Annotated in this window: 15 protein-coding genes and 1 tRNA gene; 8 read left to right on the forward strand and 8 right to left on the reverse strand. The window is 67.0% G+C overall.

Going from position 1 to position 17034, the window contains the following annotated elements; all coding sequences use genetic code 11:
* Positions 1–149 precede the first annotated feature (149 nt).
* A complete protein-coding gene (locus J7U46_RS03375; RefSeq protein ID WP_282823420.1) occupies positions 150–1502 on the reverse strand; it encodes a tetratricopeptide repeat protein in 1353 nt (450 codons plus the stop codon).
* 304 nt (positions 1503–1806) lie between these two features.
* Here J7U46_RS03375 and J7U46_RS03380 point away from each other — a divergent pair, with 304 nt between their 5' ends.
* Positions 1807–2748, forward strand: a complete 942-nt coding sequence (locus J7U46_RS03380; protein WP_282823421.1) for a PEP-CTERM sorting domain-containing protein — start codon at positions 1807–1809, stop codon at positions 2746–2748.
* Positions 2749–2969: 221 nt separating this feature from the next.
* Here the strand turns inward: J7U46_RS03380 and J7U46_RS03385 are convergent.
* The 3 genes from J7U46_RS03385 to J7U46_RS03395 all read right to left on the reverse strand — a co-directional run bounded on the left by J7U46_RS03385 (position 2970) and on the right by J7U46_RS03395 (position 6181).
* Positions 2970–3046: transfer RNA gene (locus J7U46_RS03385), tRNA-Val, on the reverse strand.
* A gap of 67 nt (positions 3047–3113) precedes the next feature.
* Positions 3114–5315: a bifunctional (p)ppGpp synthetase/guanosine-3',5'-bis(diphosphate) 3'-pyrophosphohydrolase gene (locus tag J7U46_RS03390; protein WP_282823423.1), complete on the reverse strand. Its 2202-nt coding sequence runs from the start codon at positions 5313–5315 to the stop codon at positions 3114–3116.
* Entirely contained in the window at positions 5312–6181 is an 870-nt protein-coding gene (locus J7U46_RS03395) for an alpha/beta hydrolase (RefSeq protein WP_282823424.1), read from the reverse strand. Before J7U46_RS03395 ends, J7U46_RS03390 begins: the two co-directional genes overlap by 4 nt.
* Before the next feature lie 73 nt (positions 6182–6254).
* Here J7U46_RS03395 and J7U46_RS03400 point away from each other — a divergent pair, with 73 nt between their 5' ends.
* Complete coding sequence (locus tag J7U46_RS03400) at positions 6255–7025, forward strand: 3-hydroxybutyrate dehydrogenase (protein WP_282824950.1); 771 nt, start codon at positions 6255–6257, stop codon at positions 7023–7025.
* A gap of 101 nt (positions 7026–7126) precedes the next feature.
* Here the strand turns inward: J7U46_RS03400 and J7U46_RS03405 are convergent, their stop codons facing one another.
* The gene (locus J7U46_RS03405; RefSeq protein ID WP_282824952.1) at positions 7127–7717 is read right to left on the reverse strand and encodes an ATP-dependent Clp protease proteolytic subunit; all 591 of its coding nucleotides are present in this window, start codon (positions 7715–7717) and stop codon (positions 7127–7129) included.
* Positions 7718–7776: 59 nt separating this feature from the next.
* Positions 7777–8490: an SIMPL domain-containing protein gene (locus J7U46_RS03410; RefSeq protein ID WP_282823425.1), complete on the reverse strand. Its 714-nt coding sequence runs from the start codon at positions 8488–8490 to the stop codon at positions 7777–7779.
* A gap of 147 nt (positions 8491–8637) precedes the next feature.
* Here J7U46_RS03410 and ompR point away from each other — a divergent pair, with 147 nt between their 5' ends.
* Entirely contained in the window at positions 8638–9369 is a 732-nt protein-coding gene (gene ompR / locus J7U46_RS03415) for a two-component system response regulator OmpR (protein ID WP_282823426.1), read from the forward strand.
* Positions 9370–9385: 16 nt separating this feature from the next.
* Complete coding sequence (locus J7U46_RS03420) at positions 9386–10711, forward strand: ATP-binding protein (RefSeq protein ID WP_282823427.1); 1326 nt, start codon at positions 9386–9388, stop codon at positions 10709–10711.
* On the opposite strand, the gene ispF is transcribed toward J7U46_RS03420, so the two are convergent.
* Positions 10689–11186: a 2-C-methyl-D-erythritol 2,4-cyclodiphosphate synthase gene (gene ispF / locus J7U46_RS03425; RefSeq protein ID WP_282823428.1), complete on the reverse strand. Its 498-nt coding sequence runs from the start codon at positions 11184–11186 to the stop codon at positions 10689–10691. The two genes, J7U46_RS03420 and ispF, sit on opposite strands and share 23 nt — an antisense overlap.
* Before the next feature lie 2 nt (positions 11187–11188).
* Positions 11189–11899, reverse strand: a complete 711-nt coding sequence (gene ispD / locus J7U46_RS03430; RefSeq protein ID WP_282823429.1) for a 2-C-methyl-D-erythritol 4-phosphate cytidylyltransferase — start codon at positions 11897–11899, stop codon at positions 11189–11191.
* Positions 11900–11982: 83 nt separating this feature from the next.
* On the opposite strand from ispD, the gene J7U46_RS03435 reads away from it, so the two are divergent.
* From J7U46_RS03435 to J7U46_RS03450, 4 genes are all read left to right on the forward strand, one after another.
* Complete coding sequence (locus J7U46_RS03435; protein ID WP_282823430.1) at positions 11983–12474, forward strand: cache domain-containing protein; 492 nt, start codon at positions 11983–11985, stop codon at positions 12472–12474.
* A gap of 18 nt (positions 12475–12492) precedes the next feature.
* Positions 12493–15039 (forward strand): ATP-binding protein, encoded by a 2547-nt coding sequence (locus J7U46_RS03440; protein ID WP_282823431.1) that lies wholly within the window; start codon positions 12493–12495, stop codon positions 15037–15039.
* Between the two features lie 50 nt (positions 15040–15089).
* Positions 15090–16139 (forward strand): RNA methyltransferase, encoded by a 1050-nt coding sequence (locus J7U46_RS03445; RefSeq protein ID WP_282823432.1) that lies wholly within the window; start codon positions 15090–15092, stop codon positions 16137–16139.
* A gap of 249 nt (positions 16140–16388) precedes the next feature.
* Positions 16389–16973: a choice-of-anchor J domain-containing protein gene (locus tag J7U46_RS03450; RefSeq protein WP_282823433.1), complete on the forward strand. Its 585-nt coding sequence runs from the start codon at positions 16389–16391 to the stop codon at positions 16971–16973.
* Positions 16974–17034: the final 61 nt, after the last annotated feature.

Raw genomic sequence — 17034 nt, forward strand, 5'->3', positions numbered from 1 at the left:
ATGGGGGCGGCGGACGGGTTTACCCCCGAGCTCCCGTTCAAACGGCGCTGCGCGCACGGGCTGGATGGAAGGGCGAGCGTTCTTTGGCGGCTGAAGCTTTTTGAAATAACTTCAATATTGCACAACCACGAGCCCGACAAACCGCCAGCTCAGCGTTTGCTGGAACTCAATGCGGCAACACGACGACGAGCATCGTCTGCCCCCTCAAATGCCAGGCCCGGACTCAGCGCCGCCTTGTAGCTCTCCAGCGCCTGATCGACTTGCCCGCGCTTCTCCAGCACCTGACCGAGCCTATAGCGCAGATACGGCGCGCCAGGGACCTGCTTGACGGCCTTGGCCAGCGACTCCTCAGCCCCCGCCAGATCGCCACGCGCCTCCTGAACGGCGGCCAGGGTATCAACATAGCCCACCGCGCCTGGCGCCAGAGTCAGGGCTCGCTGAATCCATTCCTGCGCCTGGGGCAGGTCGCGCTTCAGCTTGGCCGCCAGCCAGGCCAGGTTGTTCCATGCGCCGTGCATTTGCGGATCGGCCTCGGTGGCTCGCTTGTAGCTGGCAAAAGCATCGCCGTCTTTGCCGACAGCCTCCTGAATATTGCCAAGCTTGAACAGCAGCACACCCGACGCAGTACGCGGACTGGCCGCGACATAGCGCTCCAGATCCTTGACCGCTTCATCGCCACGCTTGGCCGCGAGCAGCACGTCTACGCGCGCCAACTGCGCTCGCTGCAAGTTCGGCTCCAGTGCCAAGGCCTTGTCGACCGACGCCAGCGCCTGATCGAAAGCGCCCTGACTGCTGCGCAGTTCGGCAATCGCCAGCAGCGGCAGGGGATTCTTGGGCGCCACCTTGGCCGCCTGCTCGAAGGCAGACATCGCGGCGCCGACATCCTTCGCGGCGAGATGCGCCCGCCCCAGGCCGTACGCAGCGCCGGGCAGCGCCGGATTGGCGCTCACCGCCCCCTTGAAGGCTGCCACCGCGTCAGCCGCTCTGCCAGCACTCAGGTACATCTCACCCAGATCCAGATAGGGCGCAGCGAACTTGGGATCCAGCTCGATCGCACGCTTCAGGTGGCGCTCCGCCTCAGCATTGCGGTTCGTGCCCGCAGCGAAACGTCCCATGGTGGCCGCCACGACGGCCGACTTCGGCGCAACCGACTGGGCGCGCTGCAACAAAGCGTCGACAGCCTGAGGGCGCGAGCGCCGCAACTCCAGGTCGGCCATGGCCAGCAAGGGCTCATAGGCCTTGGGCTCCAGCTTGGTCGCCTGCAGGAACAGGACCTCGGCGGCATCCAGGCGCCCAGCATCCAGGGCCGCGTACCCCTTTTGCCAACTGGAGAGCGCTTCGGCGTTCTTCAGTAGCAGGCTACCGGTTACGGCCTGGACCGGCCCCTCCGCTTTAGCCCCAGCCCGCTCGGGCTCCACCACGACAACACCCGCGCTTGCATGGGCGGCAAACAAGGCCATGGCGACAAAGGCAAGCAAGCGGCTGCTGGGTTTCATCATCATCGTGGCAGCCCTGGGCGGGGTTGCTGGGGTTGTATTGCAATGATTCTAGCGACGCCAAACACCTGCGAGATGGACGCATCCAGGGGCCTGAAGCCAGGGAGGAGAGCGGCCCTCAACGGGCTGTTCATTTGTCGAATTTCTTGACAACTCGATCACAGTTCGCCCAAACAACCGCGCTAAGTCATTGTTTCATACAAAGACCGACGGGCTGGCATATGGATTGCTTGACCTCGTACGTAAGCAGCCAAGCTCCGTGACGAAGCAAGGCTGGATAGAGGCGCAACTTGTAGGAAAAGGAACCATCGTGAAGACCAATTTCAAACTACTCAGCGGCCTGCTTCTGGCCTGCGGCTTTGTTGCCGCGCAAGCAGCTTCCACCGTCCTTGATACCGGCGTGCTGCGCATGGGCGTGGCGGACAACGGCGGCCTGGGCGCCCTTGGTGTCGGCCTGGTCGGCCCCACCGGCGACGCCATCACCCCCGGATGCCTTTGCGAAGGCTGGGGCGCGGCGGCTGGTGGCAGCAGCGGCTACGTCTATGGTCTTAACGGCTCGGGCATCACCTCCGCCTTGACGACCACGACCACCGCCAGTGGCTCAGGTCTGTATGCACAATCGGTGGTTCAGATGAGCAACGGCCTGCAGGTCACGCAAACCTACACCTATGCCGCCGGCGGCTCGCTGTTCAAGGTGTCCATCACCTTGACCAACACCACGGCCGGGTCGCTGAGCGACGTCCGTTACGCCCGCACGCTGGACTGGGACGTCACGCCCGGCTTCTTTGGCAGCAACTACACCACCGTCTACGGCGGCACACCGACCGGCCCCGGCGGCCGCGTCCTGACCACGTCCACCAACCCGTTCGCGGTGCCCGACCCGATGGTGTTCCGCGGCCAAGAGAAGGACCTCAATGTGGTCAACTCCGCCGGCGACAAGGGTGGCTTCTTCGTGTTCGGCTTTGGCGAACTGCTGACCGGTGCATCCGTGTCCTTTGACACCTACATTGGCGCCTCGCGTACCGTGGGTGGTCTGAAGGCCGCCCTGGGTTCGGTGGGCGTCGAAGCCTACTCGTACACGACCGGCAACAGCGTGGCAGATGGCGACTGGGCCCCGGCCTATGGCTATGGCTTCGCAGGCCTCGGCCTCCCGCCTTCGCTGCCGGGTGGCGATGTGCCTGAGCCCGCCTCCATCGCCCTGATCGGCGTGGCCCTGCTGGGTCTGGCAGCTTCGCGTCGCCGCAGCGCCTGATTGAGTTCAGCCCTCGGGGCTACCCAGCGCCAGAAAGCCTCCGCAATGCGGAGGCTTTTTTCTTGGTCGGGCGAAGATGGCGCAGAACATGCAGCAGTGCAACGTCCTGGATCCACAGCGCAAAGCAAAAAGCCCGACAGATCAGAGATCTACCGGGCTTTGCTGTTCCTCACCTAGGGCAAGGCCTACCGATTGAGACAAGCACTGCTTGCCGTCTTGTTTGGTAGGCGCGATTGGATTCGAACCAACGACCCCCACCATGTCAAGGTGGTGCTCTAACCAACTGAGCTACGCGCCTGAAGAGCTTCGCACTATAGCATGGATTTTTTGGTCATCCGGGAACTTGGCATCAAAACTTCCTCGTTTCACTTGCGGCGGGCCGCGCGCACGCTGGGGATCTGGGCCACGCTGCGCAAGACCTGGCTCAGCTTGGCGGAGTCGGCGACCTCGACGGTGAAGCTCATCCAGGCCGTGTCGTTGCCGGCCTTGACCGACTGCGTGTTCACGGCAGTGACATTGAGCTTTTCCTTGGCGAACACTTCCAGCACATCGCGCAGCAGGCCCTGGCGGTCACTGGCCTCGACGAGCACATCGGCTGGGTATATGCCGCCCTTGCCCTCGCCCCAGGTCACGGCGATCACGCGTTCGGGCGAACGCTGGCTGATCTCGCGGAAGTTCGTGCAATCGCTGCGGTGAATCGCGACGCCCTTGCCGCGCGTGACGTAGCCGCCGATCGCATCCGGCGGCGCGGGCCGGCAACAGCGTGAGAGATTGGTCAAGAGCGAGTCGATGCCCACCACCAGGACGCCGCCCTTGGGCATGCCGCTCTGAACCGGGCGCGTGCGGCGCTGGGCCAGCCACTCGTCTTGGTCGGGCTCAGGTTCGGGTGGGCGCAGCAGCAGCTCGATATTGCGCAGCGAGTATTCATCCTTGCCCACCACCTCGAACAGCGCATCGGCATTCTTGAAGCCCAGGCGCGCGGCCAGGTCCTCAAGGCGGATGGCCGTCTTGCCTTCGCGCTGCAGGATCTTCTCGACCAGTTCGCGGCCCTTGGCCACCGTCTCGGCCTGCTGCAGTGCATTGAACCAGGCCCGCACCTTGGAACGCGAGCGCGGGCTCTGCAGGTAGCCGAGTTCGGTGTTGAGCCAATCCAGCGAGGGGCCGCCCTCCTTGATCGCGGTGATTTCCACCGTCTGGCCACTCTTCAGCTTGGTATTGAGCGGCACCATCGCGCCGTCCACCTTGGCGCCCCGGCAGCGATGACCGAGGTTGGTGTGGACCGCATAGGCGAAGTCGATGGGCGTCGCACCCGCGCTGAGCTCGACGATGGAAGCCTGCGGCGTGAAGACGTAGATGCGGTCATCGAACACCGCCGCCTCGGAGGCCGTGGTGTCACGCTCCCAGGCCAGCAGCTGATGCAGCACGGCGCGGCGCGCCTGCGCGACCTGCTCTTCAAAATCACCAGCGGCCGAAACGCCCGCATAGCCGCGCGCGCCCGCCTCCTTGTAGGCCCAATGTGCGGCCACGCCATGCTCCGCATGCTCGTGCATGGCACGGGTACGGATCTGCACTTCCATGGCCTTGCCGTCAGGCCCCAGCACCACGGTGTGCAGCGACTGGTAGCCGTTCGGCTTGGGCCGGGCGATGTAGTCATCGAACTCACCTTCCACCGGCCTGTAAAGCTCGTGCAGGCGGCTCAGCACCGCATAGCACTCGGGCACGCCCGCCACGATCACGCGGAGCGCCCGCAGGTCGAAAACACGCTCCAAGTCCAGGCGCTTGCCCTGCATCTTTTTCCAGATGCTGTAGAGATGCTTGGGCCGGCCCTGCACCTCGGCGGCGATGCCTTGCGTGGCCAGGTCGGCCTGCAACTGCTGCCGAACCGATTCGATGCGCTGCTCGCGCTCCACGCGCTTCTCGTGCAGCGCGCGGGCGATGCCGCGGTAGTCCTCGGGCTGCAGGAAGCGGAAGGAGAGGTCCTCCAGTTCCCACTTGATCTGCCAGATGCCGAGCCGGTTGGCCAGCGGCGCGAAAACCTGCTGCGACTCGGCCGCCAGGTCCTGCGGGCAGACCGTCTTGCTGGCGGCGAAGTAGCGCAGCGTCTGCAGGCGCGAAGCCAGGCGAAGCAGCACCACGCGCAGATCATGCGAGAAGGCCAGCAGCATCTTGCGCACGCGCTCGGTCTGCGTGGCGCGCTGGTCCTCGCCGACCTTGGCGGCGCGCGCTGCCCGCTGGATCTGCACCAGCTTGCGTGTGTGCGTGACCAGGCTGGCATACGACTCGCCGAAGGCCTTGGCCACGATCTCCTCGGGCTTGTTCAGGAAGTCACCGGCATAGACCAGGTAAGAAGCCGCCTGCAGCGCCGGCGCAGCGCCGATGGCCGCGAGGATGGCTGCCACGCCGTCTGCATGGGCCAGGGCCTCCTCACCAGTGTCCAGCGGCTGGCCGGCCAGCAGCGGCTCGGCGAAGGCGCGTGCGCGCTGCACCTCGGCCGCATCGGCCGGTTGCGCTGCAAAGTCGAGGGCGACGATGGGGGCCGATGGGCCACCCTGGGGAACTGTCTTCATCCGCGAAACAGGAACTTCGAGATCGCGGCGACCTGCTCGGGCGCCTGCAAGGTGGGGGCGTGACCGATGCCAGCAAACTCGACCAGTTCGGCATGAGGGCCGCGCTCCGTCATCGCATCGGCGGTCTTGGCCGAGAGCAGGTCAGATTCGGCGCCCCGCAGCAGCAGCGTCGGGGCACGCAGCGCATCCCAGGCAGCCCAAAGGCCGGCCTCGCCCGCTGCCACCTGTTCAGGCGTTACGTCAGCCAGCGTGACCGCAATCGAGGGGTCGTAATGCAGGCGCAGCCGATCACCCACCTGGCGGAACATCGGCGTAGAAAGCGCCAGCCATGCATCGCGCGTATGTGGCCCGAAGCCCAGCGAGACACGGCGCAGATAGTCAGCGCCCTCCTCCAGCGTGGCGAAGGTCGGCCCTTTGCCCAGGTACTGCGCAATGCGCTGCAGCGAGGCGAACTCGATGGTCGGTCCCACATCGTTGAGCACCAGGCGTCGCACCGGGCTGTTGCGCTGCGCAGCAAGGCCAAGGCCGATCAGGCCGCCCATCGAGGTGCCGATCCAATCCACCTCCTCCACGTCGAGCCGAGCGATCAGGGTGACCATGTCGGCCACATAGGTCGGGATCTGGTAGTACTGCGGATTGCTCAACCAGTCCGAATGACCGCGCCCCACCACGTCGGGGCAGATCACGCGGTACTGCGTCTGCAGCACACGGGCCAGCAGGTCGAAGTCGCGGCCCTGGCGCGAGAGGCCGTGCACGCAGATCAGCACCGGCGCATCCGGCCGGGGGCCTTCCCACTCCCAATAAGCCATGTGATGCAGGCCCGCCGGGCTCAGGCACTGGACACGCTTCAAGGTGGGGGCTGACATTGTTTGTATCCTTGCGACTTTGTTCGCTGATTCCGTCTCGACCATCCTAGCAAGCCAAGAAGGACTTCCCATGTTGTTGAAAGGCAAGACCGCCCTCGTCACCGGCTCCACCAGCGGTATCGGCCTGGGCATCGCCCTGACCCTCGCCCGCCAGGGCGCCAATATCGTGCTCAACGGTTTCGGCGACCATGAGGGGCCCAAGGCCGAGGTCGCCAAGCTCGGCGTCAAGGTGGGCTACCACGGCGCCGACATGAGCAAGACCGCCGAGATCGAGGCCATGATGGCCTACATCGAGGCCGAGTTCGGTGGCTGCGACGTGCTCGTGAACAACGCCGGCATCCAGCATGTGGCGCCGGTGGAAAGCTTTCCGGCCGAGCGCTGGGACGCCATCATCGCGATCAACCTCAGCTCGGCCTTCCACACCACGCGCCTCGCACTGCCTGGCATGAAGAAACGCGGCTGGGGCCGGGTGCTCAACATCGCTTCGGTCCATGGCCTCGTCGCCTCGGCGCAGAAGTCGGCCTACGTGGCGGCCAAGCACGGCATCGTCGGCTTCACCAAGGCCGTGGCGCTCGAATCCGCCACCAGTGGCGTGACCGTCAATGCGATCTGCCCGGGCTGGGTGCTGACGCCCTTGGTGCAAAAGCAAGTTGATGCGCGTGCCGCTGCCGACGGCGTGGACGACGCCGAAGCCAAGCGCCGCCTGCTGGCCGAAAAACAGCCTTCGCTGCAATTCACCACGCCCGAGCAGTTGGGCGAACTGGCGGTCTTCCTGTGCTCAGACGCCGCCAGCAATATCCAGGGCCAGGCCTGGGCGCTGGACGGCGGCTGGACCGCGCAATAAGACTTGCGGGCGTTCAGATCCAGCGGCGCTCATGGATCCGGCTTTGCCGGGCCATCGAGCGCGCCCCCTTGAGGGGGAGGCGCAGCGCGCCTCGGGGGTGGTCAACCAAGCTCCGACTGCTTCTCGATGATGCGGGACACCAGGCCGTACTTCACGGCCTCGTCCGCGCTCATCCAGTAGTCGCGTTCCATGTCGACCAACACTGCGTCCAGCGGCTTGCCGGTCTGCTTGGCGATGACGGCAGCAATGCGCTCGCGGGTCTTGATGATCTCGCGGGCCATGATGGCGATGTCGCTCGCCTGGCCGCCGGCGCCGCCAGCCGGCTGGTGGATCATGAAGCGCGTGTTGGGCAGGCACAGGCGGCGCTCCTTCGGGGGCGCCAGGAAGATGTGGGCGCCGGCACTGGCCACCCAGCCGGTGCCCAGCGTCGTGACCGGGGCCTTGATGAAGCGGATCATGTCGTGGATCGCATCGCCCGATTCCACATGGCCGCCCGGGGACGAAATCAGCATCGTGATCGGCGCATCCGAATCAGCGGCCAGTGCCAGCAGGCGGCGGCAGGTGGCGTGCGCCATCTTGTCGTCGATCTCGCCGAACACCATCACGAAGCGTGACTTGAAGCTCAGCTGCTCCTCGAGCTTGTCGGTGGCTTCGGGCTTGGCGGTCTTGTCGTCGGCGGCGTTGCGGTGCATCTCATTCATGGGCTTGTTCCTCAGCAAAGTGCCTGCATTGTTGCCCAGCTTCGCTGGCCTCACTTGTTGACCATGTTCATGAACACCGAACCGCTGACCGACACGCTGACCGTGGCCCGGCCCGACTCGATGGGCAGCGGCGCGTTCATGGCCGGTGCCATGGCCTTCATTTCCATCAGGCGCATCGCAGGCGCAGCGTCACTCGTGTTGACGCTGACCTCGCCGATCGAATAGCCGGCATAGCCGAACTGGCGCGCATAGTCGCCGGCCTGGCTGCGAAAGCGCTGGATCGCCTCACCCACCACTTGCGCCTCCGCCTTGGCCCGCGCCTCGCGCGACAGCTGAAAGCCGGAGCGCGAGATCGCCATGGTGTTGATGCGGCCGCTCAGCGCCGCAATGGCCACCGTGTCGCGGCCTTCGACGATCAGTTCGGCCTGGCCCTGCCAGCCGTTGATGCCGCCCTTGGGCGAGTAGCGCGGGTAGAGCGAGAAATTGCCGGTTTGCACATCGACCTGGCCCGGCTTGGCGATCTTGCGGGCTTCAGCGAGGGCGGTATCAAGCGCGCTCTTCAGGGCGGCCTGCACCACGTTCGGGTCTGTGCCTTCGCGGCTCGTGGAAAAGCCCAGGCTCAGCACATCCTGCTGCACCTCGGTGCTCGCGCTGACGCTGAAGGACAGCGAATCGCGGCGCAGCGGCTCCACCGCCTGGGCCTGGCTGCCGGCAGCCAGCGCGAACAAGGCCAGGGCGGCGGCATGTCGCTTGATCAATTTCATGGGGCGTCCTCCATCTCGTGAAAACCTGACGATAACGCGCGCAGGCGGCTCGGAATTGTTACGGGGCTGTAACGACGCTCCCGCCCCGCTTGCCCCCGCAAAAAACCTCGCCACAATGCGCCTGTTACAAATTCAGGAGCGTCAGCCATGAACGCCGCGAACGCCAAACCCAACAAGATCCTGGTCGTCGATGACGACGCGCGCATCCGCGACCTGCTGCGCCGCTACCTGACCCAGGAAGGCTTCGAGGTGCTGCTGGCCGAGGACAGCCGCGCGCTGAACAAGCAGCTGACGCGCGAGAGCTTCGACATGATCGTGCTGGACCTGATGCTGCCTGGCGAGGATGGCCTGTCGATCTGCCGCCGCCTGCGCGCCAACAACGACATGACGCCCATCATCATGCTGACCGCCAAGGTCGAGGACGTGGACCGCATCGTGGGTCTCGAGGTGGGCGCCGACGATTACCTGGCCAAGCCCTTCAACCCACGCGAGCTGCTGGCACGCATCAATGCCGTGCTGCGCCGCCGCCCCGCCATGGAGGCACCCGGCGCGCCAACCAAGGAGGCGCTGACGGTCAGCTTCGGCCCCTTCGAGTTCGACCTTGGCCTGCGCAAGCTCAGCAAGAACGGCGAGCAGCTGCCGCTGACCACCGGCGAGTTCTCGATGCTCAAGGCGCTCGTGCGCCACCCACGTCAGCCGCTGTCGCGCGACAAGCTGGCCCAGCTGGCGCGCGGCCGCGAGTTCGAACCCTTCGACCGAAGCCTCGACGTGCAGGTCTCGCGCCTGCGCAAACTGCTCGAAGACGACCCCTCGCAGCCGCGCTACATCCAGACGGTCTGGGGCGTGGGCTACGTCTTCGTGCCGGACGGCGCAGCCTGACTGGGCCGTCCCCGGCATGACTCAGCCTCGGCTGGCGCTGAATCTTTTCTGGCGCACCTTCGCCCTGCTTGCCCTGCTGCTGGTGGGCAGCGTGCTGGCCTGGCAGCAGACCTTCAAGGCGCTGGAGGCCGAGCCGCGCGCGCTCGAGGCCGCGCAGCAGCTGGCTGGCCTGGTCAACCTCAGCCGCGCAGCGCTGGCCGATGCCGACAGCATCAACCGCGTGGCCGTGGTCAAGTCGCTGAGCCGCAGCGAGGCGGTGCAGGTCGAGGTGGCCGAGCCCGGCGACCGCTGGCTGCCCTACAACGAAACCTCGTTCTCCAACCGCCTGGCAGCCGAGCTGCGCAGCAAGCTCGGGCCCGACACCATCGTGGCCCGCGAAGTCAACCAGGTCGGCGGCCTGTGGGTGCGCTTCAGCATCGAGGGCGATGCCTATTGGCTGCGCACCAGCCCGGCGCCGCTGTCGGTCTCGCTGAGCGGCAACGGCTGGTGGGCCCTGATCGCCCTGGTGGCCACGGCCCTCGGCTCGGCCGGCGTGGCACGCTTGATCAACCAGCCGCTGCGCGAGCTTTCCATCGCCGCCGGGCGTATCCGCGAGGGCGAGTACGACTCGCGGCTGGACGAGAGCACGCTCACCAGCGAGATCCGCGAGGTCAACATGGGCTTCAACCGCATGGCGCGCGAACTGGCGCGCATGGAAGAGGACCGCACCGTGATGCTGGCCGGCATCTCGCACGACCTGCGCACGCCGCTGGCCCGGCTGCGGCTCGAAGCCGAGATGAGCGTCAGCGACGAGCAGGCGCGCCAGTTCATGGCGCAAGACATCGACCAGCTCGATGCCATCATCAGCAAGTTCATGGACTATGCGCGGCCGAACGAGACCAAGCTGAACGCGATCAACCTGGCCGACTTGGTCGAGCGCGAGGCCATGGCCTTCCGCGATCCGACGCAGATCCGCATCAGCGCCGATGTGCCTCAGCATCTCAAGGTCTGGGCCGACGAGACCGAGCTGGGGCGCGTGCTGCTGAACCTGTTCGAGAACGCGCGCCGCTACGCCCGCGAGGGCGAGGAGCCGGCCGAGGTCGAGGTCGACACCTTCGACCTCAAGGACGGGCAGGTGCTGCTCAGGGTGCGTGACCACGGGCCCGGCGTGCCGCCCGATAAGCTGACCAGCCTGACCACGCCCTTCTACCGCGGCGATGCGGCCCGCACGGCGGCCACCGGCGCCGGCCTCGGCCTCGCCATCGTGGACAAGTCACTGCAGCGCATAGGCGCCAGGCTGGAGCTGGCCAACGCCGAGGGCGGTGGCCTGCTGTCCCTGATCACACTGCGGCTGGCTTCGTAGCCGCGACGAGCAGGCAGACGGCGCGCGTCTCGATGGCGCGGCCCTCGCCAACCGGCCCCATCTTCTCCGCCGTCTTGGCCTTCACATTGACCTGGCTGAGGTCGATACCGAGGACCTCCGCGAGGCGCGTGCGCATGGCCAGGATGTGGGGCGCCATCTTGGGCGCTTGCGCCACGATGGTCGAGTCGATGTTCACGATCTGCCAGCCGGCCTTGCCCACGCGCCGGTAGGCCTCGGCCAGCAGCACCATGGAATCAGCGCCCTTGAACTCGGCTGCGGTGTCGGGAAAGAGCTTGCCGATGTCGCCCAGCGCCGCGGCGCCCAGGAGCGCATCGGTGATCGCATGAGCCAGCGCGTCGGCATCCGAATGGCCCAGCAGGCCATGCGTGTGGGGAATGGTGATGCCGCCCAGCACCAGGGGCCGGCCAGTGACCAGGGCATGGGTGTCCCAGCCCTCGCCGATGCGGATGTTCATGATCAGCGGCTCCTCAGCAAGCGCTCGGCCAGCGCGAAATCCGCCGGCCAGGTGACTTTGAAATTTTCCAGGCTGGCCTCGACCAGCAAGGGCGCGAGGCCCAGGGCCTCGATGGCGCTGGCCTCGTCGGTGACGGCGTCGCCAGCCTTCAGCAAGGCCTCGCGCAGCAGGCCGATGCGGAACATCTGCGGCGTCTGCGCGGCCCACTTGCCGCGCCGGTCCAGCGTCGCGCGGGCACGGCCTTCGTCCGACTCCTTCAGAGTGTCGGCCAGCGGCAAGGCCAGGAGGCCGCCGACAGCATCGCCCTGGCAGGCCGCGATCAGTTGCTCAATCCATTCGGGACGCACGAGGCAGCGCGCTGCATCGTGCACCAGCACCCAGTCCTGCTGGCTCGCGCCGCGCGCCAGCAGCGCTTCCAGGCCGGCAGCCACGGTGGCGGCACGGGTGGCGCCGCCGCAGCGTGCCAGCCAGGCCTGCTCGCCGACGAAGCCCGGCAGGGCTGACTCGAAATACGCATCCTCGGGCGAAATCACCACCAGGGTGGCACTGAGCGCTTGCACCGACTGCAGGGCGGCCAGCGTGTGCGCCATCAAGGCCTGGCCGGCCAGGGTCACGTACTGCTTGGGGCGGTCGGCACCGGAGCGCTCGCCCACGCCGGCAGCGGGCACCAGGGCAAAGGCCCGGGCCGGCTGCGCCGGACGGAGATTTGTCATGGCGCGGATTCTAAGCAGGCGCTGCGGCGGAGTATGCTGGACCGGCCCTGCCTCGCGGCGCCCGCTGTTCACCGGCCCGGTTCATGACACTCACGCTCCCCACCTTCTGCGGCCTGCTGCTGGCCGGCCTGACCAGCGCCGCCCAGGCCCTGGACCGCTCCGGGGAAGCCGATGCGGTCCGCCTGATACAGCAGGCGCAGGACTATCTGAAGCAGCATGGCACCGACAAGGCCCTGGCCGAGTTCAACCGCCTGGACAGCCCGTTCAACAGCCAGAGCCCCATCAATCCGCACGGCGATCTCTACCTGTTCAGCCTGGCCCCGGACGGTTTCCAGATCGTGCATGGCAAGAACCCCAAGATCCGCGGCAAGGTGATGATCGAGATGCGCGACGTCGACGGCGTCTACCTGATACGCGAGATGGTCAAGATCTGCTTCGAGACACCGGCGGGCAAGGGCTGGGTCCGGTACAAGTGGCCGCATCCGATCACCAAGGTGGTGGAGCCCAAGCGCGGCTATGTCGAACGCGTGCCGGGCGTGCCCACGCTGTGCCTGGGCACGGGCATCTATCGATAGGCCGGCTCGCCGAGTCGCATGCGCACCTTCATCGAGCGAATCAAGCGTCTTGCCGAGACCACACGCGGCGCCAGCCTGGTGCTGCTGTTCTTCGTCGCACTGACGCTGCTGGCCATCGCGGCCCAGACCGCGCTGGCCATACGCCAGGACAAGGCCCTGACCCTGAGCTCCGAGCGCGAGCATGGGCTGACGGCCGTGCGCCTGCTGGAGGAGCATGCCAAGCAGATCCTCAACGAGGCAGCAGGCAACATCGATGCGCTGGCGCGGGCCATCGAGGTGGCACGCGAGGGCAAACCCGCCAACGATGCCCTGATACGCAAGGTGCTGGCCGATGCCCAGCCCCTCAACCGCATCCTCACCTCGTTCCAGTACGTCAACCTGCACGGCGTGGCCTCTGTCAGCACGATCGACTATCCGGCCTACCAGACCGACGCCGATGACCGCACCTACATCCCGCTGTTGCTGAGCCATCCGGATCAACGCGAGCCGGTGCTGGGTCGGCCCTTCGCCCGCTTCTACGACGGCGAGCTGATCCTGCCGCTGGCTCGCAGCTTCACGAGCAGCGATGGCCAGCCTCTGGGGCTGTTGAGCACCGATGTCAGCGTCTCCTATTTCAGCAAGTTCTATGTGCCGCTGGCCCGAGACGGCAATGCCCTGGTGGCCCTGGTATCGGACGACGGCCACCTGATCGTGAGGGCGCCGCAGCAGGGCGACGAGGTGGGCGCCGACATCTCCAGCTCGCCGATCCAGCAGCGCTTGCGCCAGCCGCAGCGAGAAGGGCAGTTCGAGGATGCCGGCCTGCTGGGCGGCGGGGTGGCCGCGCCCCGTCTTTACTTCTACAAAAAGGTGGCGGGCTTCCCGGTCACGGCGATCTATGCGCGCGAGCTCGATGACGTGCTGGCGCCCTGGCAGATCCGCAGCCGCGACCGCATCGTGTTCTCGCTGGCCATCATGGTCTTTGTCGGCCTGCTGAGCTTCTTCCTGCTCTGGCACATCCGGCGGCTGAACAAGTCGCGCACCGAGCTCTCGCGCAGCGAAGCCAGGTTCGGCAGCGTCTTCCTGCATTCGCCGGTGCCGCTTTCGCTGGTGCGCCTGTCGGACGACCGCATCGTCGCGGCCAACGAGGCCATGCTGGCCTTGTTCCGCTACCGGCGCGAGGACTTCGTCGGCCGCACGCCGGCCGAGCTGAAGGTCTGGGCCGACTACGCCGACCGACAGCCCTACCTGGAGCGCATTACCGCTGACGGCCATCTGAGTCAGTACCCGGCACGCATGCGCAACCGGGACGGCCAGCTGATGCACTGCATGGTCTCGGTCCAGGTGTTCGAGGGCGAGGAAGGCCGCATCGCGATCTTCTCGGCCATCGACGAGACCCAGCAGCGCGAGGCCGAGGCAAGGCTGCGCCAGCTCGAGCAGCAACTGCGCGAGGCCCAGAAGATGGAGGCCATAGGCACGCTGGCCGGCGGCATTGCGCACGACTTCAACAACATCCTCGCCGCCATCCTCGGCAACGTGGGCATGGCCCGTCAGGACGTGCCGGTAGACCACGGCGCACGCAGCTTCCTGGACGAGATCAACAAGGCCGCCCTGCGCGCCCGCAGCCTGGTGCAGCAGATCCTCGCCTTCAGCCGCCGCCAGCCGCACCAGATGCTGGTGCAACCGCTGCGGCCCATCGTCGAAGAGTCCTTGAGCCTCTTGCGCGCCACCCTGCCCGCCCGCGTGGCCCTGGACCTGGACCTCAGCGAGGAAGCGCTGAGCCTGGAGACCGACGCCACGCAGCTGCAGCAGGTGCTGATGAACCTCTGCACCAATGGCTGGCACGCGCTCAGCGGCAGCACCGGCCGGTTGAGCGTGGGCTACGGCCGGCTGCGGCTGGACCACCCGGCCGACCCGCGCCTCACACGCCTGCCGTCTGGCGACTACGTTCACCTGTGGGTGGGCGACAACGGCGTGGGCATGTCGGAGGAGCTGCAGGCCCGCGTCTTCGAGCCCTTCTTCACCACCAAGCCGGTGGGCCAGGGCACGGGCCTCGGGCTCGCCGTGGTGCACGGCATCGTCACCGCCCACCGCGGCGCGATCACGGTGGACAGCAAGCTCGGCGCCGGCACCACCTTCCACCTCTACCTGCCGCTGGCGGATGCGGTCGCAACGGGCCAAGACCCGCTGTCGCCACAGAGCCTGCAGGACGGCCAGGGGCAGGGCCATGTGCTCTACCTGGATGACGACGAGGTGATGCTGCTGATGGTCGAGCGCCTGCTCAAGCGCTGCGGCTACGAGGTCAGCTGCTACCAGCAGGCCAGCGAAGCGCTGGCGGCGCTGGCCGAACCGGGCTGCGATGTGCGGCTCTTCATCACCGACTTCAACATGCCCGACATGTCGGGTCTGGAGGTGGCCAAGGCGGCCGCCGAGCTGCGGCCCGGCCTGCCGCTGATCATCACCTCGGGCTACATCAACGACGAGTTGCTGGCCGGCGCCGAGGCCCTGGGCGCCTGCGCCGTGCTGCAGAAGCAGAACACCCTCGACGAGCTGCCCGGCCTGGTGCGGCGCTGCCTGCAGCCGCCCTGAAGGGCCTGCAGGCCGGCCGCTACACTGCCAGGCCGCGCCCACCCGACCCCATGCTGATTTCCGACCTCCGCCAGCGCCTGCACGCCCTGGGCGCCCTGCCCAAACACGAGCAGCGCGTGCTGCGCGACTGGGTGCAGGCCAAGCCGCACGACAGCGGCCGGCGCCGGCCCGAGCATTTCCTGCCCCTCGCCCTGCGCGAAGCCCTGCCCGCCCTGGATGTCGAGCTGGCCGCGCTGGCCCGCGTCGTCTCCGAGCATCCGGGCGAGGACGGTTCGGTGCGGCTGCTGGTGGGCCTGGCCGATGGCCAGATGGTGGAAAGCGTGCTGCTGCCGCGCGACGGCCTGTGTGTATCAAGCCAGGTCGGTTGCGCCGTCGGCTGCAGCTTCTGCATGACCGGGCGCGAGGGCCTGATACGCCAGGTCACCAGCGCCGAGATCGTGGCCCAGCTGGTGCTGGCCCGGCAACGCCGGCCGGTCAAGAAGGTCGTGTTCATGGGCATGGGCGAGCCGGCCCACAACCTCGACAACGTCTTGGAAGCCATCACCCTGCTCGGCCTGGAAGGCGGTATCGGCCACAAGAACCTGGTGCTCTCCAGCGTTGGCGATCCGCGCTTGTTCGAGCGCCTGCACGCCCCCGACCTCGGCCCGGTCAAGCCGGCGCTGGCGCTGTCGCTGCACACCAGCAAGGCCGAGCTGCGTCGCGAGCTGCTGCCACGTGCGCCGCGCCTGAGCCCTGAGGACATCGTCGAGGCCGGGGAGCGCTATGCGCGTTTCAGCGGCTACCCGATCCAGTACCAGTGGACCCTGATCGAGGGCGTCAACGACGGCGCCGAGGAACTCGACGGCATCGTGCGCCTGCTCAAGGGCAAGCGCGGCCTGCTCAACATGATTCCCTACAACCAGATCCCCGACCTGGCCTACCGCCGGCCGAGCTGGGAGCGGGCGCGCTCGATTGCGGCCGAGCTGCATGCGCGCGGCGTGCTGACCAAGCTGCGCGACTCCGCCGGCCAGGACGTGGACGGCGGCTGCGGCCAATTGCGGGCCCGCAGCCAGGCTGGCGCGCAGCCCCTACGCCTGCTGCGCCAGGCGGGCAAACCCTAGATTCACCCCACGGGCCGCGCAGTTTTCCACACGGAAACCCGCCCCCACGCCTCGGGGGGACCTAGGGCAGACCCGTAAATCCCAAAAGTCACGACCTCTCCATCATGTTGACGATGCGCAGTGCGGTTTCGCCCTGTGCGCATTGAACAGGGTGGGCCGTACCCCGGCTCGCTGCGGTTTTCATCGACACCAAACGAGGTCACTATGAACTTGGCAAAAAAATGCCTTTTGGGACTGACAGGGATTGCCATGGCGGCCAGCGCCTCCGCCGGCACGATCTACAGCGAAGGCTTCAACAACCTGGCCACTTCGGGCTGGATCCTCACCAACAACAGCGCCACGCCTGGCAACAACTGGTTCCAGGGCGGCCCTGAGATCTTCACGGCCCAGAGCGGCCCTGACGACTCCTTTGCCGCAGCGAACTGGCTGAGCTCGTCCACCGGTTCGGGCGCCTTGTCCAACTGGCTGATCAGCCCCGAGATCATGGTGGGAAGCGGCGCCACCCTGCACTTCGCGGCACGTGGCGACATGGCCGAAGGCTTCTTCGACACGATCAAGGTCTACTTCAGCGCCGGAAACGGCACCGACACCGCCGGCTTCAGCCTGCTGGGCACCCTGACCGCCCCGACCGACGGCTGGATGGACTTCAGCTACCTGCTGCCCGGCGCCACCTCCGGCCGCATCGCCTTTGAATACGCAGGCCTGGCCGACACCGCCAACTACGCCGGCATCGACAGCGTCAGCGTCGTGCCCGAGCCGGCCAGCTTCGCGCTGGTGGGCCTGGGCCTCGCCGGCCTCGGCATCGCGCGCCGCAAGAGCGCCCGCAAGAACTGAAAGACAAGTCTCTACCCGCCTGTCGCACCGGTTCGGCAACCCCGCGCCGGCGCGATCTCCT

It is taken from the genome of Pelomonas sp. V22 (assembly GCF_030014915.1).
In the GTDB taxonomy this organism is placed as follows: Bacteria; Pseudomonadota; Gammaproteobacteria; order Burkholderiales; family Burkholderiaceae_C; genus JAUASW01.

Bases quoted from the DNA above. Each gene is read 5' to 3' on its own strand.
- J7U46_RS03450 (WP_282823433.1), top strand. From the start codon at position 16,389: ATGGCGGCCAGCGCCTCCGCCGGCACGATCTACAGCGAAGGCTTCAAC.
- ispF (WP_282823428.1), bottom strand. From the start codon at position 11,186: ATGAACATCCGCATCGGCGAGGGCTGGGACACCCATGCCCTGGTCACT.
- J7U46_RS03405 (WP_282824952.1), bottom strand. From the start codon at position 7,717: ATGCACCGCAACGCCGCCGACGACAAGACCGCCAAGCCCGAAGCCACC.
- ispD (WP_282823429.1), bottom strand. From the start codon at position 11,899: ATGACAAATCTCCGTCCGGCGCAGCCGGCCCGGGCCTTTGCCCTGGTG.
- J7U46_RS03395 (WP_282823424.1), bottom strand. From the start codon at position 6,181: ATGTCAGCCCCCACCTTGAAGCGTGTCCAGTGCCTGAGCCCGGCGGGC.
- J7U46_RS03390 (WP_282823423.1), bottom strand. From the start codon at position 5,315: ATGAAGACAGTTCCCCAGGGTGGCCCATCGGCCCCCATCGTCGCCCTC.
- J7U46_RS03375 (WP_282823420.1), bottom strand. From the start codon at position 1,502: ATGATGATGAAACCCAGCAGCCGCTTGCTTGCCTTTGTCGCCATGGCC.
- J7U46_RS03410 (WP_282823425.1), bottom strand. From the start codon at position 8,490: ATGAAATTGATCAAGCGACATGCCGCCGCCCTGGCCTTGTTCGCGCTG.
- ompR (WP_282823426.1), top strand. From the start codon at position 8,638: ATGAACGCCGCGAACGCCAAACCCAACAAGATCCTGGTCGTCGATGAC.
- J7U46_RS03440 (WP_282823431.1), top strand. From the start codon at position 12,493: ATGCGCACCTTCATCGAGCGAATCAAGCGTCTTGCCGAGACCACACGC.
- J7U46_RS03435 (WP_282823430.1), top strand. From the start codon at position 11,983: ATGACACTCACGCTCCCCACCTTCTGCGGCCTGCTGCTGGCCGGCCTG.
- J7U46_RS03445 (WP_282823432.1), top strand. From the start codon at position 15,090: ATGCTGATTTCCGACCTCCGCCAGCGCCTGCACGCCCTGGGCGCCCTG.
- J7U46_RS03420 (WP_282823427.1), top strand. From the start codon at position 9,386: ATGACTCAGCCTCGGCTGGCGCTGAATCTTTTCTGGCGCACCTTCGCC.